The sequence below is a fragment of the Streptomyces sp. NPDC056486 genome, from assembly GCF_042795295.1.
Lineage (GTDB): Bacteria > Actinomycetota > Actinomycetes > Streptomycetales > Streptomycetaceae > Streptomyces.
The window spans coordinates 73,113-93,604 of record NZ_JBHTSF010000003.1; the positions used below are offsets into that span (position 1 = coordinate 73,113).

General features: G+C 70.0%; 22 protein-coding genes and 1 pseudogene. 9 read left to right on the top strand and 14 right to left on the bottom strand.

The window, feature by feature from the left end:
- The first annotated feature begins 4 nt into the window (after positions 1 to 4).
- The 5 genes from ACFQ7F_RS02765 (at position 5) to ACFQ7F_RS02785 (ending at position 6,615) form a co-directional block, all read left to right on the top strand.
- Positions 5 to 1,009: an ABC transporter substrate-binding protein gene (locus ACFQ7F_RS02765; protein ID WP_383265027.1), complete on the top strand. Its 1,005-nt coding sequence runs from the start codon at positions 5 to 7 to the stop codon at positions 1,007 to 1,009.
- Entirely contained in the window at positions 1,006 to 2,142 is a 1,137-nt protein-coding gene (locus ACFQ7F_RS02770) for an acyl-CoA dehydrogenase family protein (protein WP_383265030.1), read from the top strand. Before ACFQ7F_RS02765 ends, ACFQ7F_RS02770 begins: the two co-directional genes overlap by 4 nt.
- The gene (locus ACFQ7F_RS02775; protein ID WP_383265033.1) at positions 2,139 to 3,521 is read left to right on the top strand and encodes an FAD-binding oxidoreductase; all 1,383 of its coding nucleotides are present in this window, start codon (positions 2,139 to 2,141) and stop codon (positions 3,519 to 3,521) included. Before ACFQ7F_RS02770 ends, ACFQ7F_RS02775 begins: the two co-directional genes overlap by 4 nt.
- A gap of 62 nt (positions 3,522 to 3,583) precedes the next feature.
- The gene (locus ACFQ7F_RS02780; protein WP_383265036.1) at positions 3,584 to 4,093 is read left to right on the top strand and encodes a MarR family winged helix-turn-helix transcriptional regulator; all 510 of its coding nucleotides are present in this window, start codon (positions 3,584 to 3,586) and stop codon (positions 4,091 to 4,093) included.
- A 116-nt stretch (positions 4,094 to 4,209) separates the two neighbouring features.
- The gene (locus tag ACFQ7F_RS02785; RefSeq protein WP_383265038.1) at positions 4,210 to 6,615 is read left to right on the top strand and encodes an MFS transporter; all 2,406 of its coding nucleotides are present in this window, start codon (positions 4,210 to 4,212) and stop codon (positions 6,613 to 6,615) included.
- Positions 6,616 to 6,685: 70 nt separating this feature from the next.
- Here the strand turns inward: ACFQ7F_RS02785 and ACFQ7F_RS02790 are convergent, their stop codons facing one another.
- Positions 6,686 to 7,357 (bottom strand): hypothetical protein, encoded by a 672-nt coding sequence (locus ACFQ7F_RS02790; RefSeq protein WP_383265040.1) that lies wholly within the window; start codon positions 7,355 to 7,357, stop codon positions 6,686 to 6,688.
- Between the two features lie 176 nt (positions 7,358 to 7,533).
- On the opposite strand from ACFQ7F_RS02790, the gene ACFQ7F_RS02795 reads away from it, so the two are divergent.
- Both ACFQ7F_RS02795 and ACFQ7F_RS02800 read left to right on the top strand, forming a co-directional pair.
- The gene (locus tag ACFQ7F_RS02795) at positions 7,534 to 8,646 is read left to right on the top strand and encodes a sulfite oxidase (protein ID WP_383265042.1); all 1,113 of its coding nucleotides are present in this window, start codon (positions 7,534 to 7,536) and stop codon (positions 8,644 to 8,646) included.
- A 65-nt stretch (positions 8,647 to 8,711) separates the two neighbouring features.
- Positions 8,712 to 9,302: a histidine phosphatase family protein gene (locus tag ACFQ7F_RS02800; RefSeq protein ID WP_383265045.1), complete on the top strand. Its 591-nt coding sequence runs from the start codon at positions 8,712 to 8,714 to the stop codon at positions 9,300 to 9,302.
- Here ACFQ7F_RS02800 and ACFQ7F_RS02805 read toward each other — a convergent pair.
- Together ACFQ7F_RS02805 and ACFQ7F_RS02810 are read right to left on the bottom strand one after the other, a co-directional pair.
- A pseudogene (locus tag ACFQ7F_RS02805) lies at positions 9,226 to 9,780 on the bottom strand (histidine phosphatase family protein); the annotation flags it as partial. The gene ACFQ7F_RS02800 and the pseudogene ACFQ7F_RS02805 overlap by 77 nt on opposite strands.
- Positions 9,781 to 9,864: 84 nt before the next feature.
- Positions 9,865 to 10,320 (bottom strand): NUDIX domain-containing protein, encoded by a 456-nt coding sequence (locus ACFQ7F_RS02810; protein ID WP_383265047.1) that lies wholly within the window; start codon positions 10,318 to 10,320, stop codon positions 9,865 to 9,867.
- Positions 10,321 to 10,427: 107 nt separating this feature from the next.
- On the opposite strand from ACFQ7F_RS02810, the gene ACFQ7F_RS02815 reads away from it, so the two are divergent.
- Complete coding sequence (locus tag ACFQ7F_RS02815; protein ID WP_383265050.1) at positions 10,428 to 11,135, top strand: NUDIX domain-containing protein; 708 nt, start codon at positions 10,428 to 10,430, stop codon at positions 11,133 to 11,135.
- 111 nt (positions 11,136 to 11,246) lie between these two features.
- On the opposite strand, the gene ACFQ7F_RS02820 is transcribed toward ACFQ7F_RS02815, so the two are convergent.
- From ACFQ7F_RS02820 to ACFQ7F_RS02870, 11 genes are all read right to left on the bottom strand, one after another.
- A complete protein-coding gene (locus tag ACFQ7F_RS02820; RefSeq protein ID WP_383265052.1) occupies positions 11,247 to 11,495 on the bottom strand; it encodes a hypothetical protein in 249 nt (82 codons plus the stop codon).
- A gap of 203 nt (positions 11,496 to 11,698) precedes the next feature.
- Positions 11,699 to 12,439, bottom strand: coding sequence for a winged-helix domain-containing protein (locus ACFQ7F_RS02825; protein ID WP_383265054.1), 741 nt, complete (start codon positions 12,437 to 12,439; stop codon positions 11,699 to 11,701).
- Between the two features lie 22 nt (positions 12,440 to 12,461).
- Positions 12,462 to 13,409 carry a phosphate ABC transporter ATP-binding protein PstB gene (gene pstB / locus ACFQ7F_RS02830; RefSeq protein WP_383265056.1) on the bottom strand — a complete coding sequence of 316 codons (948 nt, stop codon included), beginning with the start codon at positions 13,407 to 13,409 and terminating at the stop codon, positions 12,462 to 12,464.
- A 4-nt stretch (positions 13,410 to 13,413) separates the two neighbouring features.
- Positions 13,414 to 14,319 (bottom strand): phosphate ABC transporter permease PstA, encoded by a 906-nt coding sequence (gene pstA, locus ACFQ7F_RS02835; RefSeq protein ID WP_383265059.1) that lies wholly within the window; start codon positions 14,317 to 14,319, stop codon positions 13,414 to 13,416.
- Positions 14,316 to 15,266, bottom strand: a complete 951-nt coding sequence (gene pstC / locus ACFQ7F_RS02840) for a phosphate ABC transporter permease subunit PstC (protein WP_383265061.1) — start codon at positions 15,264 to 15,266, stop codon at positions 14,316 to 14,318. The genes pstA and pstC overlap by 4 nt, the downstream gene beginning before the upstream one ends.
- Positions 15,263 to 16,243: a PstS family phosphate ABC transporter substrate-binding protein gene (locus ACFQ7F_RS02845; protein ID WP_383265064.1), complete on the bottom strand. Its 981-nt coding sequence runs from the start codon at positions 16,241 to 16,243 to the stop codon at positions 15,263 to 15,265. Before ACFQ7F_RS02845 ends, pstC begins: the two co-directional genes overlap by 4 nt.
- A gap of 261 nt (positions 16,244 to 16,504) precedes the next feature.
- Positions 16,505 to 16,801 (bottom strand): ArsR/SmtB family transcription factor, encoded by a 297-nt coding sequence (locus ACFQ7F_RS02850; RefSeq protein ID WP_383265066.1) that lies wholly within the window; start codon positions 16,799 to 16,801, stop codon positions 16,505 to 16,507.
- Positions 16,802 to 16,808: 7 nt separating this feature from the next.
- Positions 16,809 to 17,546 carry a hypothetical protein gene (locus tag ACFQ7F_RS02855; protein WP_383265069.1) on the bottom strand — a complete coding sequence of 246 codons (738 nt, stop codon included), beginning with the start codon at positions 17,544 to 17,546 and terminating at the stop codon, positions 16,809 to 16,811.
- A gap of 100 nt (positions 17,547 to 17,646) precedes the next feature.
- The gene (locus ACFQ7F_RS02860) at positions 17,647 to 18,324 is read right to left on the bottom strand and encodes a DUF3105 domain-containing protein (protein WP_383265071.1); all 678 of its coding nucleotides are present in this window, start codon (positions 18,322 to 18,324) and stop codon (positions 17,647 to 17,649) included.
- A gap of 148 nt (positions 18,325 to 18,472) precedes the next feature.
- Positions 18,473 to 18,892 (bottom strand): hypothetical protein, encoded by a 420-nt coding sequence (locus ACFQ7F_RS02865; protein ID WP_383265074.1) that lies wholly within the window; start codon positions 18,890 to 18,892, stop codon positions 18,473 to 18,475.
- A gap of 52 nt (positions 18,893 to 18,944) precedes the next feature.
- Positions 18,945 to 20,060: a cation diffusion facilitator family transporter gene (locus ACFQ7F_RS02870; protein WP_383265076.1), complete on the bottom strand. Its 1,116-nt coding sequence runs from the start codon at positions 20,058 to 20,060 to the stop codon at positions 18,945 to 18,947.
- Positions 20,061 to 20,127: 67 nt separating this feature from the next.
- Between ACFQ7F_RS02870 and ACFQ7F_RS02875 the strand changes: the two genes are divergently transcribed.
- On the top strand, positions 20,128 to 20,487 hold the full coding sequence (locus ACFQ7F_RS02875; RefSeq protein WP_383265078.1) for an ArsR/SmtB family transcription factor: 360 nt from the start codon (positions 20,128 to 20,130) through the stop codon (positions 20,485 to 20,487).
- Positions 20,488 to 20,492: the final 5 nt, after the last annotated feature.

Here is a 20,492-nt window from a genome sequence, read left to right on the forward strand (position 1 = left end):
TTCCGTGTCCCGTCACACCCTGCGCGCGTCCGCCGCCGCCCTCGCCCTCCTGCTGCCGTTCGCGGCGGCCTGCGGGACCGAGGCGAAGGCCGGGTCCGCATCCGACCTGTCCTCCGTGACCCTGAGGGTCGGCGCCACCGGCTGGAAGAACGAAGAGGCGATCCTGAAGTTCGCCCACCTCGACGACACTCCGTACAAGGTCAACTGGAGTCTCTTCCAGGGCGGTGACCAGCAGCTCCAGGCCATCCGGGCCGGGGCCCTCGACGTCGCGTCCTCCAGTGAGATCCCGCCGGTCTTCGCGGCCGCCGACGGCAAGCCCAACTTCGAGGTCGTCGCCGTACAGCGCGCCGCGACACTCAATCAGGAGGTCGTCGTCCCCAAGGGCTCCAAGGTGAGCGACATCGCGGACCTGAAGGGCAAGAAGGTCGGGTACGTCCAGAACACCACCGCCCACTACTTCCTGTACGAGCTGCTGAAGCAGGCGGGCCTGAAGTGGTCCGACATCGACGCCAAGCCGCTGCTGCCCAACGACGGCCTTGCGGCCCTGAACGGCGGCGGCATCGACGCCTTCGCCTCGTACGGCACATCGATCATCACCGCCCGCCAGCAGGGCGCCGTCACGGTCGGCTCGGGCAAGGACATCCTGTCGGGCAACTTCCTCTGGTCGGCGCGTGAAAGCGTGCTCGAAAGTCCCGCCCAGCGGGCCGCCACGGCCGATCTGATCGCCCGGATCAGCCGCGCGTACGCCTACGTCCGCAAGGGGCACCAGGACGAGTTCGCCAAGGTGATCGCCAAGACCACCCACCAGCCCGTCGCCCAGGCGGAGAAGGAATTCCGCGACGCGCAGACGCAGCAGCCGACGCGGTCCGGGCCGGTCGGCGACGACTCGATCGCCTCGCAGCAGAAGGTGGCCGATGCCTTCACCCGACTCGGCGCGTTGAAGTCGCACTTGGACGTCAAGTCCTTCTGGTCCCGCAAGCTGAACTCCGACCTCAAGAAGGCACTGTGAACGTGCATGTGACGGCGCGCCTCGCCGAACTCGCCCCCGGCTACGACCAGTCGGCGTCCTTCCCCGCCGATTCGCTCCACGCCGTCCATGAGGCCGGACTGCTCACCGCCACCGTCGGCGAGCGGTACGGCGGCCGGGGCGCCGGCGTCGCCGAGACCGCCCGCATCCTGCACACGCTCGGGCGGGGAGACCCGTCCGTCGCCCTGATCACGGCGATGACACTCAACACGCACGCCCGGCAGGCCGTGCGGCCGCAGTGGCCCGACGACGTGTACGCGCGGGTGCTCAAGGAATCCGGGGAACGGCCGGTTCTCATCAACCACGCGCGCGTGGAGCCTGATCTCGGCTCGCCCGCGCGGGGCGGTCTGCCCGCGACGCGTGCCCGGCGCACCGCCGACGGCTGGTCGGTCAGTGGCCGCAAGCGGTTCGTGACCGGCGCCGACGGGCTCGACTGGTTCCTCGTATGGGCCACCACTGAGGAGCCGGAGCCTCGCGTGGGCACGTTCCTGGTCCCGGGCGGCTCCCCCGGCATCGAGATCACCGACCGGTGGGACCAGCTGGGGCTGCGCGCGAGCGGCAGCCACGATGTGGAGTTCCGCGAGGTGGAGATCCCGTACGAGCATGTCGTCGGCCTGGGCCCGCACGGTCCCGCCTCCGAGCAGGACAACCGGGCGGGCGCGGCCCTCCATCTGCCGCTGGCCGCGCTCTACCTGGGTGTCGCACGGGCCGCGCAGACCTTCTTCCACACCTTCGCGCACACTCGCGTGCCCGCCAACCTCGGCCATCCGGTGGCCCGTACGGAACGCTTCCGGCGGACGGCCGGGGAGATCGAGGTGCTGCTCGCCACGGCCGAACAGCTGGTGTTCGACGGTGCCGCCCGGGTCGACGCGGGCGACTCCTCCTACACCCCGGAGCAGGCCCTCGGTGCGCGCGTGCTGGCCGACCGGCACGGCGTACGGGCCGTGGAGCTGGCCGTACGCCTGCTCGGCAATCCGGGCCTGGCCCGGGGCAACCCGCTGGAACGGCATTTCCGCGACATCCAGTGCGCGCCCGTGCACGCACCCCAGGAGGACATCTCCCTGCTCGCGATCGGAACGAAGACGTTGAACGACACGAAGGCACAGGACCTGTGACAGCACCGGCAGCACCCGCGACCACCACATCCGCCCACCTCCTCGGCCTCCTCGCCCGCGATCTGGCCCCCGACCGGCTCACCACCGACCCGTCCACGCTCGCCGCGTACGCCACCGACCGCTCCGGCACACGGCCCGACGGCATCCCCCTGGCAGTCGTGCACGCCCGGCGGACCGAGGACGTGACCGTCACCCTGCGGCACGCGCACGCCCTGCGTGTGCCGGTCGTCCCGCGGGGCGCGGGCACCGGCCTCTCGGGAGGGGCGACGGCGGGCGAGGGCGCACTCGTCCTGGACCTGGCCGGGATGAACCGCATCCTCGAACTGTCGCCGGACGACCAGCTCGCGGTCGTCGAACCCGGCGTGATCACAGCGGAGTTGGACACGGCGGCCGCCGCGCACGGGCTGCGCTACGCGCCCGATCCGGCGAGCGCGGCCCTGTCCACGATCGGCGGGAACATCGCGACCAACGCCGGGGGACTGCGCTGCGCGAAGTACGGCGTGACGCGGGACAGCGTGCTCGGCCTCGAGGTGGTGCTCGCGGACGGCACGGTCGTGCGCACCGGCCGCCGTACGGTCAAGGGCGTCACCGGATACGACCTCACGGCCCTGCTCACCGGCTCCGAGGGCACCCTCGCCGTGATCACGTCGGCGACACTGCGGCTGCGGCCCGTGCCGGTGGCGACGGCCACGCTCGCCGCGTACTTCTCCTCCTTCGAAGCCGCTGCCGAGGCCTCGTACGCGATCGGGCGGGCCGGAGTCGAACCCGCCCTCGCGGAGCTCGTCGACGGGCCGGTACTGCACGCCATCGACCCCGCACTGCGGGCGCGCGGCGCGGCCCTGCTGCTCGTGCAGTGCGACGGAGCGGGCGCGGCGGCCGAGGCGGAAGCGGTCGCCCGGCTCCTCTCCCCGCTGGCCACGACGGTCGAAACGACGACGGACCCGGTCGAGGCCGAGGCGCTGCTCGCCGCCCGTCGGCTCGCCCTGCCCGCGCTGGAACGCCTCGGCCGTCCACTGATCGAGGACATCGCGGTGCCCCGCTCCCGCCTTGCGGAGGCCGTCACCGAGATCCGCGCCATCTCCGTACGCCACGACGTGCCCGTCTTCACCATCGCGCACGCGGCGGACGGCAACCTGCATCCGATCATCGTCGTGGACCCTGCGCTGCCAGGGCTCCCTGACGCCGCCTGGGAAGCGGCCGGAGAGATCTTCGCGCTGGCCCTGCGCCTCGGCGGCACGCTCACCGGCGAGCACGGGGTGGGTGTCCTGAAACGACAGTGGGTGGCTGACGAACTAGGACCTGCGGCCCACGCGTTGCAGCGGCGGCTGAAGGAGGCCTTCGACCCGCAGGGGATCCTCAATCCCGGCAAGAGCCTCTGACGAGCGTCTTCCCGCAGCGGCTGCCGCTAAGATGAGGGCCGTTTGCCCGCAGGGAGTTGAAGATGCCGAGCCGTCGCCCGGAGGGGACCGCCTCCGACACGCCGTGGAACCAGACGTTCAGCCACTCGATGTGGCGGGCGAACAACTCCGTGCATCGCGCCCTGAACGAGCGGCTGCGCTCCCTGGACGTCACGATGACGCAGCTCGGGCTCGTGATGACGCTCGACCAGTACGGGCCGCTGTCCGGCGCGGACCTGGCCCGGATGCAGAACATCACGCCGCAGAGCGTGACGACGGCGCTGGGGCATCTGGAGCGGATCGGGTGGATCGAGCGGCATCCGCACGCCGTGCACAAACGGGTGGTGCTTGTCGAGCCGACCGAGGCCGGACTGCTCGGCATGGTCAAGGGGCGACGGCTCGTCGAGGCGGTCGTGGAACAGCTCTCCGACGTGGTCGGCGGGCCGGAGGAGCTGGCCCGCCTGACGCTCGGCATGCGCCGCATCGCCGTCGCCCTCGACGGCCCCGACTCCCCCGTGGCCCGCATGTGGCCCGACCCGCCCCAGGTCGGCTGACAGCCTTTCGCGGCCGGGGAACCCGCCCCCCTACATCCTCCGATCTCAGCCATTTGGGACTTTGACAGGCAACTGATAACTTGATCGGCGCGTTCGATCAGGAGGGCCGTCTCACCATGTCCGCGATATCCACCCCCCACCACCGCGCCGTCGCGCGCCCGGCACTGACCACCGTGCTTGCGTGTCTCGGGATGTTCGCCGCCTACGTGCCCATCGGCAGCGTCTCGGTGTCCCTGTCGCGTATCCAGCAGGGGCTCGGCGCCTCCACGTCCGACCTGCAATGGGTCTCCGACGCGTTCATCCTGCCGATGGCCGCGCTGATCCTCACCTTCGGCCTGATCGGCGACCTCTACGGCCGCAAGAAGGCCTACCTCGCGGGCATGCTCCTGTTCGCCGCCGGTTCCGTGACCTCCCTGACCGCGCACAGCGTCGAGCAGGTCTGGGCCGGCCAGGCCATCGCCGGCGCGGGTGCCGCGGCCCTCGCCTCCTCCACGCTCGCCCTGATCAGCCACGCCTACCCGGACTTCCGGGCCCGCGCCAAGGCCATCGCCGCCTGGGCCGCGTCCCTGAGCATCGGCATGGCTCTGGGCCCGCTGATCAGCGGCGTCATCCTGGAGCACACCACCTGGCGCTGGATCTTCCTGCCGGCCGCCGTCATCACCGCCGTCACCGGCCTGGTGGCCGTGCGGATGCTGGAGGACTCCCGCTCCGCGCACGGCCGCGCCATCGACGTCCCCGGCCAGATCGCCGCGATCATCTTCATCGTCGGCCTGATCTACGGTGTGATCGAGGGCGGCGGAGCCGACGGCTGGGGCCAGACCAACGTCGTCGTCGCGTTCGCCGCCGCCGCGCTCGGCCTGATCGCCTTCGTCATCGCCGAACTGCGCTCCCCCTCGCCGATGCTCTCCCTGAAACTGTTCGCGGTGCGCCCCTTCACCGGCGCAGGCGTCGTCAACGCGATCGTCATGTTCGGGATGATCGGCTCCGTCTTCACCCTCAGCCTCTTCTTCGGCAGCGTCCAGCAGCTCTCCGTCCTCGACATCGCCTGGCGGATGCTGGTCTTCAACGGCGTCTCCATCATCGCGGGCCCGATCGTCGGCCGTCTCATGGGCAAGATCGCCCCCGGTGTGCTCCTGTGCGTCGGCCTGCTCGGCACCGGCGGCGCCATGCTGTGGCTGACCGGCCTGGAGACCGACTCCGGGTTCGGCGCGATGGCAGGACCGCTCGCCCTGTTCGGCCTCGGCATGGGCTTCGTGATGACGCCGATCAGCGCGGTCGCCGTCGGCAGCGTCCCGCACCACCTGGCGGGCATGGCGGGCGCGGGCAACAACACCCTGCGCCAGCTCGGCGGCGCCCTTGGTCCCGCCGTTCTCGGAGCCGTCCTCACCAGCCGGCTCACCTCCGCCCTGCCCGGGCACCTCGCGGACTCCGGACTGCCCGTCGCCGAACAGCAGCAGGTGAGCGAGGCCCTCGCACAGGGCGGCGTGGGCGCGGCGGGCCATCTGGGACTCTCCCCCGAGGCGACTGGACCCGCGCTCGGCGCGATCGGCGCGAGCTTCACCGACGCCGTCCACGTCTGCATGACCATCGGCGCGATCGGCATGCTGGTGGCCCTGATCGCCACGGCCACCCTGATCGGCTTCCGCCGCCCGCAACCGGCCCGGCCGACTCCGGCCTCCGCCCAGGCAACGCCCCCGGCCTCTGCCGCGGCAGAGACCCACGAGACGCACCCGGCCCAGGCCCAGGAAGCGCCCGTACGGACCGGCCCCGTCCTCCACGGACACATCCACAGCTCCACCGGCGCCACCCGCTCCTCCACGGTCACCCTGATCTCCCTGACGGGGCGTCAACTGAGCCGTGCCGTGGCCGGTTCCGACGGCGGCTACGAGCTCACCGCTCCCGACGCCGGCACCTACGTACTGATCGCCGCCGCCGAGGGGCATCAGCCGCAGGCGGCCACCGTCACCGTCGGCGACGAGCCGCTCGCGTACGACATCCTGCTCGCAGGCACCCGAGGTCTGAGCGGGGGCATCAGCGACACCGACGGACTGCCGGTCGCCGCCGCCACGGTGATCGTGACCGATGTGCGCGGCGAGGTGCTCGCCACCGGACAGACCGGCCGGGACGGAGAGTTCACCTTCGGGGATCTGCCCGCCGGTGAGTTCACCGTCGCCGTGAACGCGGAGGGGCACCGGCCTGCCGCCGCGCCCGTCACGGTCGGCGACGGCGGACCCGGCCGGGTGGAGATCGCCCTCGTCGCAGGCACCCTGCTCCGGGGCGCGGTGCGCTCCGGAGCCGACCAGCGCTTGCTGTCTGACGCCCGCGTCACGCTCGTCGATGCGGCCGGCAACGTCGCCGCGACGGCCACCACCGACGCGGACGGCGTGTACGCCTTCACGGACCTGGACTCCGGTGAGTACTCCGTCATCGCCAGCGGCTACCCGCCCCTCGCCACCCCGTTGCGCGTCACGGGCCCCGGCACCGAAGCGCTCGACATCGAACTGTCCCACCCAGTGCCCTGAGCGGAAGCGGGCTTCGGGGAGGGGAGGGAGAGGGGGACTAGGTGCCTCTCTCCCTCCCCTCCAATTTCACCTATCCAACGCGCTCGATCCGCGCCTTGCGGATCAGGAACTTCCCGGCCTCACGCACTTCCTCGAACGCCGCGTTGTTGAGCAGCGCACAGCTGCCCGACGTCGAAGTGACCTCCACCGTGGTGGACTTGGAGTTGTCCAGGTTCGTCACCTTCAGCTGCGTACCGACGGGGAACTCATTGCTGGACGCGGCCGGCGCACCGCCCTCGCCGGACAGCGTGACGGTGGAACCGGCGCAGACGACCTCACCCTCCGCCCCTGCGTCTCCGCCGTCCCCGGGCGGGGCCGTGGCCGTGGCATCGCCGCCCGGCTCCTCCGCGGGCGGCTGAGCAGCATCCCCACCGGCGCCCTGGCCCTCATCCGCACCTGCTCCTTCACCGGCTCCAGCGCCCTCCCCGGCATCCGCGTCGCAGCCCGACGCCGTCTGCTTCCGCTTGATCTCCTCGATCACCGCTTCCCGGTTGGCGATCCGCGCCGCGGACTGCGCATCGGGTTTCGCTCGCTGACCTGCGATGAACTCCTCGTTGTTGCTGAGCGCGGTGGCCAGCCCGTCACATGCCACCGAGGCCTGGCTCGTACCGGTCATCACCACCGCGGTTCCCGCCACCAGCGCGGCGGCGCCCACCATGAGGGCGACCTTCTTCTTACGGCTGAGGGTCTTCTTGCGCGACACGTGCGGCTCCTGTCCCCTGCGGTGTACGCCACCGCCGGCTGGGTTTCCGTGTGCCGTCACGTACGCGCAGCAATCCCGTTCGTCTCAACCTCCCCACCAACAACTTCCGGAGTCTGAAGGCCGGAAAGAGCCGGTCGCCCGTGCGGGACCGACCCGTACGGGCTCACCATGGAGGCATGAAGCGGACATCCCTCGGTGAGGTGAGCACACCGGGACGCGTCGCCGCTCCCGGTGAGGGCATCGGCGAGGAAGAACTGGCGCTCGCGGCACGCAATCATGGGCTGCCGCTCGAGGCCCTGCGCTACGACGTCACACCGCTCGGCCTCCACTATGTACTGGTCCACTACGACATCCCCGCGGTCGACGCGGGCGCGTGGCGGCTCTCCGTCGGCGGGCAGGTCCGTACCCCCCTGGAACTGGGGCTCGACGCATTGCGGGCGCTGCCGGCCGTCACTCACCGGGTCACGATGGAGTGCGCGGGCAACGGTCGCGCGCGCCTGAGCCCGCGCCCGGTCAGCCAGCCCTGGCTGGTGGAGGCGGTGGGTACCGCCGACTGGACGGGCGTACCTCTGCGGACGGTGCTCGCGGAGGCGGGGGTCGAGGACGGCGCGGTCGAGGCCGTGTTCACGGGCGCGGACCACGGAGTCGAGCGCGGCGTCGAGCAGGACTACCGGCGCAGCCTGCCACTGCCCGTGGACGCGGACGTGCTGCTCGCGTACGCGATGAACGGCGGCCCCCTGCCGCCCCAGCACGGCTGCCCGCTGCGGCTCGTGGTCCCCGGCTGGTACGGCATGGCGCACGTCAAATGGCTGCGCTCCGTCGAACTGACCGGCACCCCGTTCACCGGCTTCCAGCAGGCCGTGGCGTACCGGTTCCGGCAGTCCCCCGACGACCCCGGCGAGCCCGTCACCCTGATCGCCCCGCGCGCCCTGCTGATCCCGCCCGGCTTCCCGGACTTCATGTCACGCGTGCGGGTCGTGCGCCCGGGACCCGTGGACCTTGAGGGGCGCGCCTGGTCCGGGTACGGGCCGGTGACACGGGTCGAGGTCAGCGCCGACGACGGCCACACCTGGATCGACGCCGAGGTCGCTCCCCGCGGGCCGCACCGCTGGGGATGGCAGGCCTGGCACACCACCTGGACCGCAACTGCCGGCAGCCACACCCTGACCGTCCGGGCAACCGACGCCGACGGCCGTACCCAGCCCCTCGAACAACCCTGGAACCGAGGAGGTTTCGGGAACAACCTCGTGCAACGCGTCCCGGTCCTGTGCTGCTGCGTCGATCGGTGAGGGGCGAAAATGGGAACCTGGCACCTCGTGCGCACTCCCCCTGCACGAAGAACAGGAGCAAAGGCGTGACCAGTCGCGTCACCTTGATCTCGCCGGCGACGAGCCGATCCCTGCGGGAGGCCCGGTTCGATGACGGCAGCCCGCTCGACACGAGAGGCGTCGCACGCGCCGAAGCTGCCGCCGGCACGCTTCCCGCTGCTGACCGGGTGGTGGTCTCACCCACTGTGCGCTGCCGGGAAACGGCGTCGTCCCTCGGTCTCGCGGCCCTGGACCAAGCCGAGTTGGGCGCCCTGGACATGGGGCACTGGCGGGGCAGAACACTCGAAGAGGTCAGCACCTGGGAGCCGGAGGCGGTGAGCCGCTGGCTGTCTGCCCCGGCCGTTGCACCTCCCGGCGGCGAATCGGTACTGGCCCTTTGTGAGCGCGTCACCATATGGCTGGACGCGGCTTCTGAGGTCGTGGGCAGAACCCTCGCCGTGGTGGAGCCGGAGATCGTCAGGGCCGTCGTGGTCACGGTCCTCAAAGCACCCTCCGCGGCCTTCTGGCGGCTCGACGTCCCACCGCTGACGGCTACCCACATCAGCGGACGCTCCGGGCGATGGAATCTGCGGCTCGGACAGGCGCTCGGCACGCAGCAAGCCGGTGCTGAGGACTGATGCCGAAGAACCTGCGGATGCCCGGCCGCGTGGTGATGCTGCCTGAAGGAGCTCGGAAGCTGGCATAGCCGGCCGAAGCCATCGGCATCTTGATCCAGGACGCCACGACGAACGTCAACGAGCCACCGTGCGTCACGACGATCTGGTGCTCGCACGAGCCCCGGAGGATCTCGTCAATGGCGGCGTAAATGCGCCGCACCCAGGCCGACTTGGTCTCAGCACACTCCACGCCCTCGTCGTGCTCCATCCGTTCGCCGACAGCCGGCGGCGGGACACAGCGCCGGTCGGGCCACTCCTGCGGCTTTCCACCCGCCTCTCCCTAGGACTTCTCCCGCAGTCTGCGATTCAGGATCGGCTGCACTCCGAACCGTGCGGCCACTTCCTCGGCCGTGCGCACGGTACGCCGCAGATCCGAGGAGAACAGTTCCACCTCGGCACCGTCCAGGATCTGGGTCCGTAGCGCCCGGGCGATGGAGACCGCTTGACGACGTACAGGGTGCGCATGAGCGCCTGTCCTCCTTGCAGTTGGCTGCTGCCCGGCGGCAGCACGCGCTGATCAAGATCAGCTTTCTGTGGCCTCGGTGGTCCAGCGCGGGTCGATCCGGCTCATCCACGCGTCTTGCTCGTCAGCCAGTGTGTGCCGCAAGGGAAGCGGGAGAAATCGGCAGGCGAAGGTGAGACCGGCATCCCCTCCGTCTCCGTGGACGTGGTGCTCCCACGCATCGGGGGTGTCCGCCGGTACCCGGAGGTACAAGAAAGTGGTGCGTCGCGGCTGCCCCGTTTCCGGCTGCGGTTTGTCCTCCACAGTGAGTTGCCGGACCACGGTGGCCGTCAGCAGACCGGTCTCCTCTGCGACCTCTCGAAGGACCGCGTCCTCCATCGTTTCGCCCGGCCTGACTCCTCCCGCAGGGACTTGGGTGCCGGCCTCCGGCATACCGACGTGGTCGAAGACCAGAACCTCGGGGACAGCGCGATGCCGGATCACGTATGCGGCGACACGGATTCTCGGACGGGTCATTTCGCCATTGTGGGTCATCCGAGCTTCGTGGCTACTGGGCATCCGTCGGCCCCTGGCCCACGGCGGACGGCTCAGCACTCGCCAAGACGGGCGTCTAGTCTGCCCGGATGAACGACGAACCCCTCTTGGCGAACGTGGAGTTTGGCGCTACCGGCCTGGTCGTGGCCGAGCACCCCGATGAGGATGGGACTTATTGCCTGCCTCGGCATGGCGAGAGGCCGGACAGCGGTTGGCGCGCGCTCTCGCTGGCCGAGGCACTGCACGCGCGCATCCGCCCCGTCGGCACCGCCGAAACCGTGCTGCGGGACTGGGTCACAGGCGTTCCGGCACAGCGAACAGCTGCCTGGGACGATCCGACGGCATTCGAGCCGGTGAGGGTTCGGGCCGGTGCGATCGTGATTCGTGATGGACAGATGCTGCTCATCGGCTTCGAGGAACACGGACAGCCGTTCTACGAGATTCCAGGCGGCGGAGTCGAGGACGGCGAGACCTTGCACGCTGCGGCCGTTCGCGAACTGCGGGAGGAGAGCGGGCTGACGGGGCATGTGGTCGGGGAGGTGGCTCGTGTCTGGAAGGACGGTCGCCGCGAGCACTATCTTCTCCTGGATGCCACAGGCGAGCTCGGCGCCCAGGAGGAACTCGACAACTACGGCGGTACTCCCACGTGGGTGCCGGTCGATCAACTCCCCTCCACTCCGCTCTGGCCGCGACGCCTCGCCTGGCGCATCGCCCACTGGTACGCGACGAATTGGCCGGTCCAGCCTGCCGAACTCGCCGACAGCATCCACGATCTTCAAGCCGACTGCACGTGGTGAGTGCTTCACGGCGGCCGTGATCAACAGCTGGGGCACGGGCCGCCCGTCCTGGAGGCAGGATGCTGCCCCTGGCGCGACATGCCAGGGGCAGCGGACCTTCTCTCCGCGACGTCAGCGGTAGTAGATGGGCATGATGGTCTTGCTGTCGTCGCACCACACCTCGTTGTACCCGGCGTCGTGAGCCATCGGAAGCTCTGACGCTTCGCACGCCGCCTTCGAGGGGTAGGCCTCGGCACCGACAGGAACCCAGCCCGCACCGGGGGGATCGGCGGCGAAGGCGGTGGTGCTGGTCAGCGGGATGGTGACCGCCGCCGCACCGACGGCGAGACCGACACCGATACGAGTACGCCACGACTTCATAGACATCTCCTTGCTTGGCTTTCAGCTTGCACGTTCCGGACCGGCCCCGAACGAACCGGTGGGCGGGCCTGGACACTCCGAGCTTGCGGAGTGATCCGTCCCAACCACCACAGCAACCGGCCAGGTTGGAACGCGGGAACACAAGAACAGGCTTCGACCAGGGGGAACGCACGCCGCCTGGAACGCCGAAATGAAACGCCAAGTCAGACCCGCCGGGCCGTACCGCTCCTGCTCGGGCACTCCAGGCGGTACCCGAGCCCCCGTACCGTGTCGATCGTGCAGCAACTGCCGGGCACCGAGCCGAGCTTCTCGCGCAGTCGCTTGATGTGGACGGTGAGCGTGTTGGTGTCGGTGAGTTCGTCGCCCCACAGTTCGCGCAGGATCTGCCGGCGGCCCACGACCTGATTGGCGTGCTGCATCAGGTAGGAGAGCACCTGGAACTCCCTGAGCGGCAGATGCAGTTGGCGTCCGCGTACGTGGACGTGCATGCCGCCCGGGTCGAGATCGATGTCGCCCACGGTGAGTTGCTCGGCGAGCCCCACGCCCGACGCGGGCGATCGCCACAGCAGCGGAAGGATCTCGGCGAGGCGGTAGGGGCGCGCGACGACGGCGACCGCTCCGGCTTTCAGCGCGGCCACCGCCTCGTCGGCGACCTGCGGGCCGACCCCGACCACGACGGTCGACGGGCAGAGGCGGCTGAGGAGTTCGGTGACCGTGGCCGCGTCGACGAGGGACAGCGGGGCGCCGAGCAGCACCATGGACGGCCGTTCGAGGCCGGCGCGGAGCAGGACCTCGGCGCCGTCGCGGCATTCGGTGACCTTGATGCCTTCGGCGGTGAGCGCGGCGGCCACCTCCGCGGCGGCCACCTCGTCGGCCTCGGCGAGCAGCAGCGCGGGTGCGGTGGACAGACGGCTCGGTTGCCGTCGCGCTCCGGGCTGCGGCATCGGGCCACCCCCTTATCCGAAATTATCCGAAGCGGCCGGTGATGTAGTCCTCGGTGCGCGGGTCGGCCGGGTTCTCGAAGATCTTCTCGGTGGTGTCGTACTCGACAAGGCGCCCGTGGCGTACGCCCTTGTCGTCCACGTCCGCGGTGAAGAAGGCGGTGTAGTCGGAGATCCGCCCCGCCTGCTGCATGTTGTGCGTGACGATGACGATGGTGAACTCGGAGGCGAGCTCCGCCATCAGGTCCTCGATGCGCGCGGTGGCGATCGGGTCCAGTGCCGAGCAGGGTTCGTCCATCAGGATCACCTCGGGCCGCACCGCGATCGCCCGCGCGATGCACAGCCTCTGCTGCTGCCCGCCGGACAGCGCGAGGGCGCTGGCCTTGAGCTTGTCCTTGACCTCTTCCCAGAGCGCGGCGCCGGTCAGCGCCTCCTCCACGAGGTCGTCGAGGTTGCCCTTCATGCCGTTCACACGCGGGCCGTACGCGATGTTGTCGTAGATCGACTTGGGGAACGGGTTGGGCTTCTGGAAGACCATGCCGATACGGCGGCGGACCTCGATGGGGTCGACTTCGGCGTCGTACAGGTTCTCCCCGTAGTAGACGACCTTTCCGGTCACGCGGGCCCCGGGGATGAGGTCGTTCATCCGGTTCAGGCAGCGGATGACGGTGGACTTGCCGCAGCCGGACGGGCCGATCATCGCGGTGATCTGGCGGCGGCCGATGGTCAGCGTCACGTCGCGCACTGCCTGGTGGTCGGCGTACCAGATGTCCAGGTCGGAGATGTGGAAGACCGGATCGTCGAGGGAGGGCGTCGGCCTTCCTCGGCGGCGGTCGCCGATGGCGAGGGCCAGGGAGCGGCCCTCGGGCGCATGGTGCTTGGCGAGGTCGGGCACCGGTTCTTGCCGATGCGGGGCGGAGGCAGAGGTGGAGGCAGAAGCGGGGGCATCGGTGGGGACAGGCTCATGGTTCATCAGGTCACCAGCGCTTGCTGAAGCGGTTGCGCAGCCAGATCGCGGCCGCGTTCATGAGGAGGAGGATGGCGAGCAGGATGACGATCGCGGCGGCTGCCAGGTGGTGGAACTCCTCGCGGGACTGGCTGATCCAGCCGTAGATCTGGATGGGCAGGACGGTGTAGGCGCTCTGCAGGCCCTCCGGGTTGAAGGCCACGTACGTCACCGCGCCGAGCAGCAGCAGCGGTGCGGCCTCCCCGATGGCGCGGGAGAGGGCGAGGATCGCCCCCGTCGCGATGCCGGGCACGGCCGCGGGAAGCACCTGGCGGCGGACGGTCTGCCACTGGGTCGCGCCCAGGGCCAAGGAAGCCTGCCGGATCGACTGGGGCACGGCCCGGATCGCCTCCCGGGACGCGATGATGACGACCGGCAGGACGAGCAGGGACAGCGTGAGTGCGGCCGTAAGGACCGTGGTGCCGAGGGCCAGTTGGCGGGCGAGCAGGCCGAGGCCCAGGATGCCGTAGATGATCGAGGGCACGGCGGCCAGGTTCTGGATGTTCAGCTCGATGAGGCGGTTGTACCAGCGGTTCGGATCTGCGTACTCCTCCAGGTAGATGGCGGCCATGACGCCGGTCGGCAGACAGAAGAGCGCGGTGAAGGCGACCACCCAGATGGTGCCGAAGATCGCGGACTGGGCGCCCGCGCGCTCGGGGCGGCGGATGGAGGGGAAGTTGTTCCACAGCCGCGGCTCCAGGCGTGGCCATGCCTCGACCAGGACGTAGGTGAGCAGCACGCCGAGAAAGATGATCCCCACGCCCAGGCAGCACAACAGCAGGGTGCGGAAGGCGGTTTCGCCCGGCCTGAAGCGCGGTCCCGCCAGCTTCCGGGGTGCCGCGTGCACGGGTGGTTCGGTGACACGGATGCCGGTCATTCGTACACCTCCCGGTACTTGCGCACCAGGCGGATGCTGATCATGTTCATCACGAAGGTGATGACGAACAGCAGGGCTCCGACGGCGAAGATGGTCTTGTACTCGAAGGACTGGACCGGAATGTCTCCAGAGCCTGCCTGGGCGATGAACCCGGTCATGGTCTGCATCGCGTCCAGCGGGTTGAAGCTGAGCGTGGCCCGGTTGCCGGACGCGATCGCGACGATCATCGTCTCGCCGATCGCCCGGGAGATGCCGAGGACGCAGGCGGCGACGATGCCCGAAAGGGCCGCGGGCACCACGACGCGCACGGACACGATGCGTTTGCCGGAGCCGAGCGCGTAGGCGCCGTCGCGCAGGGAGTCCGGCACAGCGGCCATGGCGTCCTCCGAGAGCGAGGCGATGGTCGGGATGATCATGACGCCCATGACGAGCCCGGCGGACAGGGCGTTGTTGAAGTCGGGCCCCTCTCCGAACGGCCAGTGGTCCTGAAGCAGCGGGGTGACGAAGCTGAGGGCGAAGAAGCCGTAGACGACGGTCGGCACACCGGCGAGCACCTCAAGGGCGGGCTTGAGTACCTTGCGTACGCGCGAACTGGCGTACTCGCTCAAGTAGATCGCCGCGCCGAGTCCGACCGGAATCGCCACCAGGAGTGCGATCGCGGTGATCAGGAGGGTGGCAGTGAGCAGCGGCAGGACACCGTACTTGGGTTTGGTGAACAGCGCGGTCCACTCGGTGCCGCCGAGGAACTCGCCGACGTCCACCCGGCCGAAGAACTCGGCGGTGGGCGGGATCAGCGAGATCACGATCCCGGCGGTCGTGGCGACGGACACCAGGGCGGCGAGCAACAGCAGTACCTGGATGGCCCGTTCGCCGTAGCGCGGACGGGTCCTGCGCAGGGACTGTCGCCCAGGGGGACCCACAGCGGGCGGACGAGGCGGGGAGCTCACTTCGCCGACGCCTTCAGCTTGTCGAGGTCGCCCTTGAGCTGCTCCTCCTGCTTCTGGTTGAGAGGGATGAACTTCGCGTCCTTGGCGATGGATTCGTTGTTCTCGACGTAGTACTCGACGAAGGACAACACCTCGGGCCGGGCGAGGGACTTGGCGTTGGGGTAGATGAGGAGCGGCCGGGACAGGGGCGCGTACTCGCCGTTCTGCGCGGTCTTGACGCCGGGCGCCACGCAACCCTTTCCGCCGTCGATCTTCAGGGCCTTGAGTTTGTCGGTGTTCTCCTCGAAGTAGGAGAATCCGAAGTAGCCGAGACCGCCCTTGGAGCCCGCGACGCCCTGCACGGTGACGTTGTCGTCCTCGGTCGGCGAGTAGTCGGTGCGCGATGCGCCCTCCTCACCGTTGATCGCCTCGGTGAAGTAGTCGAAGGTGCCGGAGTCGGTGCCCGCGCCGAACAGTTTCAGTGGCTGGCCGGGGAATTTCGGGTCGATCTGGTTCCAGTTGTTCACCTTGGACTTGGGTTCCCAGATCTTCTTCAACTGCGCGACGGTCAGACAGTCCACCCAGTCGGCGTCCTTGTTCACCACCACCGTCAGCGCGTCATTGGCGATCTGGAAGTCCTTGTACGTGATGCTCTTCTTCTCACAGGCGGCCTTCTCCTCGTCCTTGATCGGACGGGAGGCATCGGAGATGTCGGTCTCGCCGTTGCAGAACTTCTCGAAGCCACCGCCGGTGCCCGACGTACCCACCGTGACCCGGACCTTGGGCTGCTTCTCGGCGAAAATCTCCGCCGCGGCCGTGGTCAGCGGGGCGACGGTGCTGGATCCGTCCACCTTGACCGTGCCCGAGAGTTGCTTGCCGTCACCGGACCCGGAGTCCTCACCCGCGTCACCGCCCCCGCAGGCGCTCAGCGTGAGAGCCGCGGCGCAGGCCAGTGCCGCTCCCCCGGCGAACCTTCGTGAACCACTGGTCGCGTTCATGTCTCACGATCCCTGGTGTCGGGCCGGTGGCTTGGGCCGGCAGCCGAGGAGGTCCGCGTGGAGCGGAGCTCCCTTCAGACACCTTGGATCGAACTTCGGCTATATGAACCAGGGGTGTACGGGAGATGTCCCGGCGCCGAAGCATAGCTGAGCGTCTATATAGACGATCATCACTATATGAATGTCAGTCGCACGCATCGAACTCCCGCGCTGCACGGGTCAGTTGATGAATTTCACAACGGAGCTTGACGGGGCGAGGCGTCAAGGAACCGCCCGTGCGGGCGCCCGCAAGATCTCCCGCACCGCCTCCATGCCTTCTCGATCCACCGAGTACCAGACCCACGTGCCGCGCCGCTCGCGGGCGAGCAGACCCGCCTCGGTCATCGTCTTCAGATGATGGCTGACCGTCGGCTGCCGCAGCCCGAGCCGGTCGGTCAGGTCGCCCACACACGCCTCACCGTCGGGAGCGGTCTGGATCAGGTGGAGCAGTTGCAGGCGGGTGGGGTCCGCGATCGCCTTGAGCACGCGTGCGACGCGCTCCGCACGGTCACGCTCCATCAGCGGCTCACCGGTACACCTCGGCGGAATGCGAGCGGCCGATATCGCGAACGACTTCGAGACCGAGTACGCGGTCGAGGTGGGCGAACGTCTCGAACTTGGCGCCGCCCGGCACGTCGGCGGCCGCCTCCAGGTCGTCGAGGAGCCGCAGCACCGCCGGAGTGTCGAGACCGTTCTCCAGGGCGGCAAGGGCCCTTCGCACGAGGTCGGCGGGCATCGCCTTGGACGGCTCATCGGCCCAAGCAGCCACGGCTTTACGCCAGTTGGCCAGCTTCTCGGCGGCGGCGCCGACAGCTTGCCCCGTGACGTCGACGGGTTCGTGGTGCGGGTGACCGAGCAGGAACAGCCGCAGGGCGAGCGCGTCCCGGTCCGCGTCTCGATCCGCGCCGCTGTCCGCGCCTCCCGTGGCGGCGGCCTCGCCGATGTGCAGGGACAGACCGCCCGCGCCTTCGTACGTATGGCTGGTGAGGTGCACGGCCGGCGGGCCGCCGAGAGCCTCGGTGATCTCGTCGGGGGTGCCGTGGGCGTCGGCCGGACGGATACCGGCGGCGTCGGCCGAAGCCGCCGCCGGGCAGGTCCACCCCATGAGGACGGTCCTGCCGCGCAGCTCGACGACGCGGGCCAGGACGTCCGCGACGAGAAGTACGCGCAGACCGGTCAGGTCATCCGGGTCGTCGGCCGACGGCGCATGGGCGCACATCCGCAGCGGTCCGAACCCGGCCAGATCGTCAACGATGCTCAGCACACCACAGAGACTAGGCGTAACGACCTTCGATGGCACCCGGCGGGAGCGGCCGGAAGGTCAACGACTCACCGTCCGGCCGCTCCCGCTCACGCGTTCACCCTCATGCCGGTCCGACCCCGCCCGTGCAGGCCGCACCGGGTTCGGGAGTCTGCTCGCCCTGGACGTACTTGCCGAGGAACTGCTCGACCCGGGGGTCCGATGCCTTGTCCACGGTGAGCTGGCTGCCCCACGCGGTGAGCGTGAGGGCGCCCTTCTGCTCCTTGACCGGACTCATCAGCGTGTAGGGCGTCGTGCTGACCTTCTGGCTCAGCGTCTTTATGTCGCCGCTCGCCGCCTTGTCGTTGTACGTGATCCAGACGGCGCCGTGCTCCAGCGAGTGGACGGCGTTCTCCTCGCCCAGCGGCTTGTCGTACACATCGCCCTGGCAGTTGGCCCACGCCTGGCTGTGATCACCGCCCGCCGCCGGCGTCATCGGGTAGTCGACCTTCTTCGTGACGTGGTTGCGCCCCAGCTTCTTCGCGTCCCACGTCTTCTCGCCCTTGACGGGGGCCTGCGCGACGGCCTCCTTCTTGTCCTTCTCCTTTGACGCGTCGAGCAGGACGTACGAGCCGAATCCGGCGACCCCGGCCAGTACGGCCACGCCCGCGGTGATGGCGATGACGCGGTTGCGCCGGTCACGCGCCTGCTCGGCGCGGCGCTGCTCCTGGATGCGGGCCTTGCGTGCGGTGGTGGTCGCGGCCTTCTTGCCTGTCTTGGAGGTGCTCTTGGAGGTGCCCATGTCCGGGGATGTCCTTGTCCCCGCCGCGCCCGGGGCACGGCGGTGGTGACGGTGATGGTGTGTGAGGTGATCGGCACTGGCGCACGACCGTGACCGCATCCGTGAACAGCAACGTGTCCGGACGGGTTCGGCCGTGCGGAGGTCCGGCCTAGGTCCTCTGCACCTGAAGGACGTGGAGATCCGGGGCGTACCGGTGAACAGGCTCTCGCGGTACGGGAAGTGCGGTGGCCGGGGCCGCGGGCAGTCCCGCCTCCCCCAGCGTCGTCGGCACCGAAGGCTCGGGCGCCGGGAGCGCGATCGCCGCGGCGTGTGTGACGGACGCGCACCGGTCGCCGGGGGGACAGCTGTGGCCGAGAGAGGCCTCTCCGACGGATGCCGGGCCACCGGATCCGGCCATGGGCGCGGAGGTGGAGACGGCGGCACGGGGGCTCGGGTCGTCGTGATGTGCCGAGGAGCCGAAGCACACGCACAGGACGGCGAGCAGCGTGGCCAGGCTGACCCCGAACACGGTGCAGCGCGCGGCGGTACGCCGCTCTCCGTACACCGTGTCCCGCAGACCTGACGCCATGGCCGCAGATATTAGCCGCTGCCGATCCGGTGCCGATGCTCGGCCTTGCCGTTCACACGGCGTGGTGCGCAAGGATCTTGTGCGGGTCCTGGGCGCCGGGCACGGTCGCCGGGTCGGCGTGCACCAGTGCGGCGGTCAGCTTCGGCACCGCGTGCAGCAGAGCGTGCTCCGCGCCGACCGCGACCTCGTGCGCCTCCCGTACGGACAGCTCCCCGTCCACGACGACCGCCACCTCGGCGCGCAGCCGGTGCCCGATCCAGCGAAGGCGCAGCTCGCCGACGCCTCGTACGCCGGGGACCGTCAGGAGCGCCTCCTCTGCCCTGTCGACCAGGGCGGGATCGACGGCGTCCATCACCCGGCGGAAGACCTCCCGTGCCGCGTCCCGCAGGACGAGCAGGATCGCCGCGGTGATCAGCAGGCCCACGATCGGGTCGGCGAGCCGCCAGCCCAGGGCCGCGCCGCCCGCGCTCAGCAGGACGGCGAGAGAGGTGAATCCGTCCGTGCGGGCGTGCAGCCCGTCGGCGACCAGGGCGGCCGAGCCGATCTCGCGGCCGACGCGGATGCGGTAGCGGGCGACCCATTCGTTGCCGATGAATCCGATGACGGCGGCGGCCGCCACCACCCAAAGGTGCTCCAGGGTGCGGGGGTTGAGCAGCCGGTCGACCGCCGCCCAGGCCGCGAAGGCCGCCGACGCGGCGATCGTCAGGAGGATGACGATGCCCGCGAGGTCCTCGGCGCGGCCGTAGCCGTAGGTGAAGCGGCGCGTCGCGGCCCGTCGGCCCAGGACGAAGGCGATACCGAGGGGGATCGCGGTCAGCGCGTCCGCCGCGTTGTGCACGGTGTCGCCGAGCAGCGCGACCGAGCCGGTGAGCACCACGATCACCGCCTGGGCCCCGGCCGTCACGCCGAGGACGGCCAGCGAGATCCACAGCGCGCGCATCCCGCGCGCCGACGACTCCAGGGCCGGGTCGACCTTGTCCGCGGTCTCGTGCGAGTGCGGCTTCAGCACGTGCCCGGCCTTGTGCCGCCACCGGGCCGAGCGCCCTCCGCCACCGGACCCATGACCGTGCTCCTGCTCGTGCTCGTGACGGTGGTCGTGGTCGTGATCCGGGCCATCGTTCCGATGGTGCTCATGCGAAGGGTGCGGGTGTCCGTGCTGCTCACTCACGAGTACGGCCTTCCGACGCGGGACGGGAGAGTGGACACCGCGAGGCGCCCGCATCCATTATGTGCGTATGAGCGCACGCATGCACCTATCACCTGCGCACGGTGCGCACCCGCAAGATCCGGGCGCCGAGCACTTCACCCACGCGGCCGAGGTCCTCGGCCTCCTCGCCGACCGCACCCGCCTCGCCCTCCTTCACACCCTCGCCAAGGGCGAAGCCGACGTCACGACCCTGACGGCCGCATGCGGCGCCGCCCGCCCCGCGGTCAGTCAGCACCTGGCCAAACTCCGCCTCGCCGGGCTCGTTTCCGTACGCAAGGAGGGGCGCCGCATGATCTACGGCCCGCCCGACGGACACCTGCGCCGCGTGGTCGACGAGGTCCTGAACCTCGCCGACCACCACCTCAGCGGCGCGGCCACCCACGACTGAGCGGG

Coding starts and splice junctions, on each gene's coding strand:
- ACFQ7F_RS02780 (WP_383265036.1), top strand. CDS start 3,584: ATGCCGAGCCGTCGCCCGGAGGGGACCGCCTCCGACACGCCGTGGAAC.
- ACFQ7F_RS02785 (WP_383265038.1), top strand. CDS start 4,210: ATGTCCGCGATATCCACCCCCCACCACCGCGCCGTCGCGCGCCCGGCA.
- ACFQ7F_RS02795 (WP_383265042.1), top strand. CDS start 7,534: ATGAAGCGGACATCCCTCGGTGAGGTGAGCACACCGGGACGCGTCGCC.
- ACFQ7F_RS02810 (WP_383265047.1), bottom strand. CDS start 10,320: ATGACCCGTCCGAGAATCCGTGTCGCCGCATACGTGATCCGGCATCGC.
- ACFQ7F_RS02815 (WP_383265050.1), top strand. CDS start 10,428: ATGAACGACGAACCCCTCTTGGCGAACGTGGAGTTTGGCGCTACCGGC.
- ACFQ7F_RS02820 (WP_383265052.1), bottom strand. CDS start 11,495: ATGAAGTCGTGGCGTACTCGTATCGGTGTCGGTCTCGCCGTCGGTGCG.
- ACFQ7F_RS02825 (WP_383265054.1), bottom strand. CDS start 12,439: ATGCCGCAGCCCGGAGCGCGACGGCAACCGAGCCGTCTGTCCACCGCA.
- pstB (WP_383265056.1), bottom strand. CDS start 13,409: ATGAACCATGAGCCTGTCCCCACCGATGCCCCCGCTTCTGCCTCCACC.
- pstA (WP_383265059.1), bottom strand. CDS start 14,319: ATGACCGGCATCCGTGTCACCGAACCACCCGTGCACGCGGCACCCCGG.
- ACFQ7F_RS02845 (WP_383265064.1), bottom strand. CDS start 16,243: ATGAACGCGACCAGTGGTTCACGAAGGTTCGCCGGGGGAGCGGCACTG.
- ACFQ7F_RS02850 (WP_383265066.1), bottom strand. CDS start 16,801: ATGGAGCGTGACCGTGCGGAGCGCGTCGCACGCGTGCTCAAGGCGATC.
- ACFQ7F_RS02860 (WP_383265071.1), bottom strand. CDS start 18,324: ATGGGCACCTCCAAGAGCACCTCCAAGACAGGCAAGAAGGCCGCGACC.
- ACFQ7F_RS02865 (WP_383265074.1), bottom strand. CDS start 18,892: ATGGCGTCAGGTCTGCGGGACACGGTGTACGGAGAGCGGCGTACCGCC.
- ACFQ7F_RS02875 (WP_383265078.1), top strand. CDS start 20,128: ATGAGCGCACGCATGCACCTATCACCTGCGCACGGTGCGCACCCGCAA.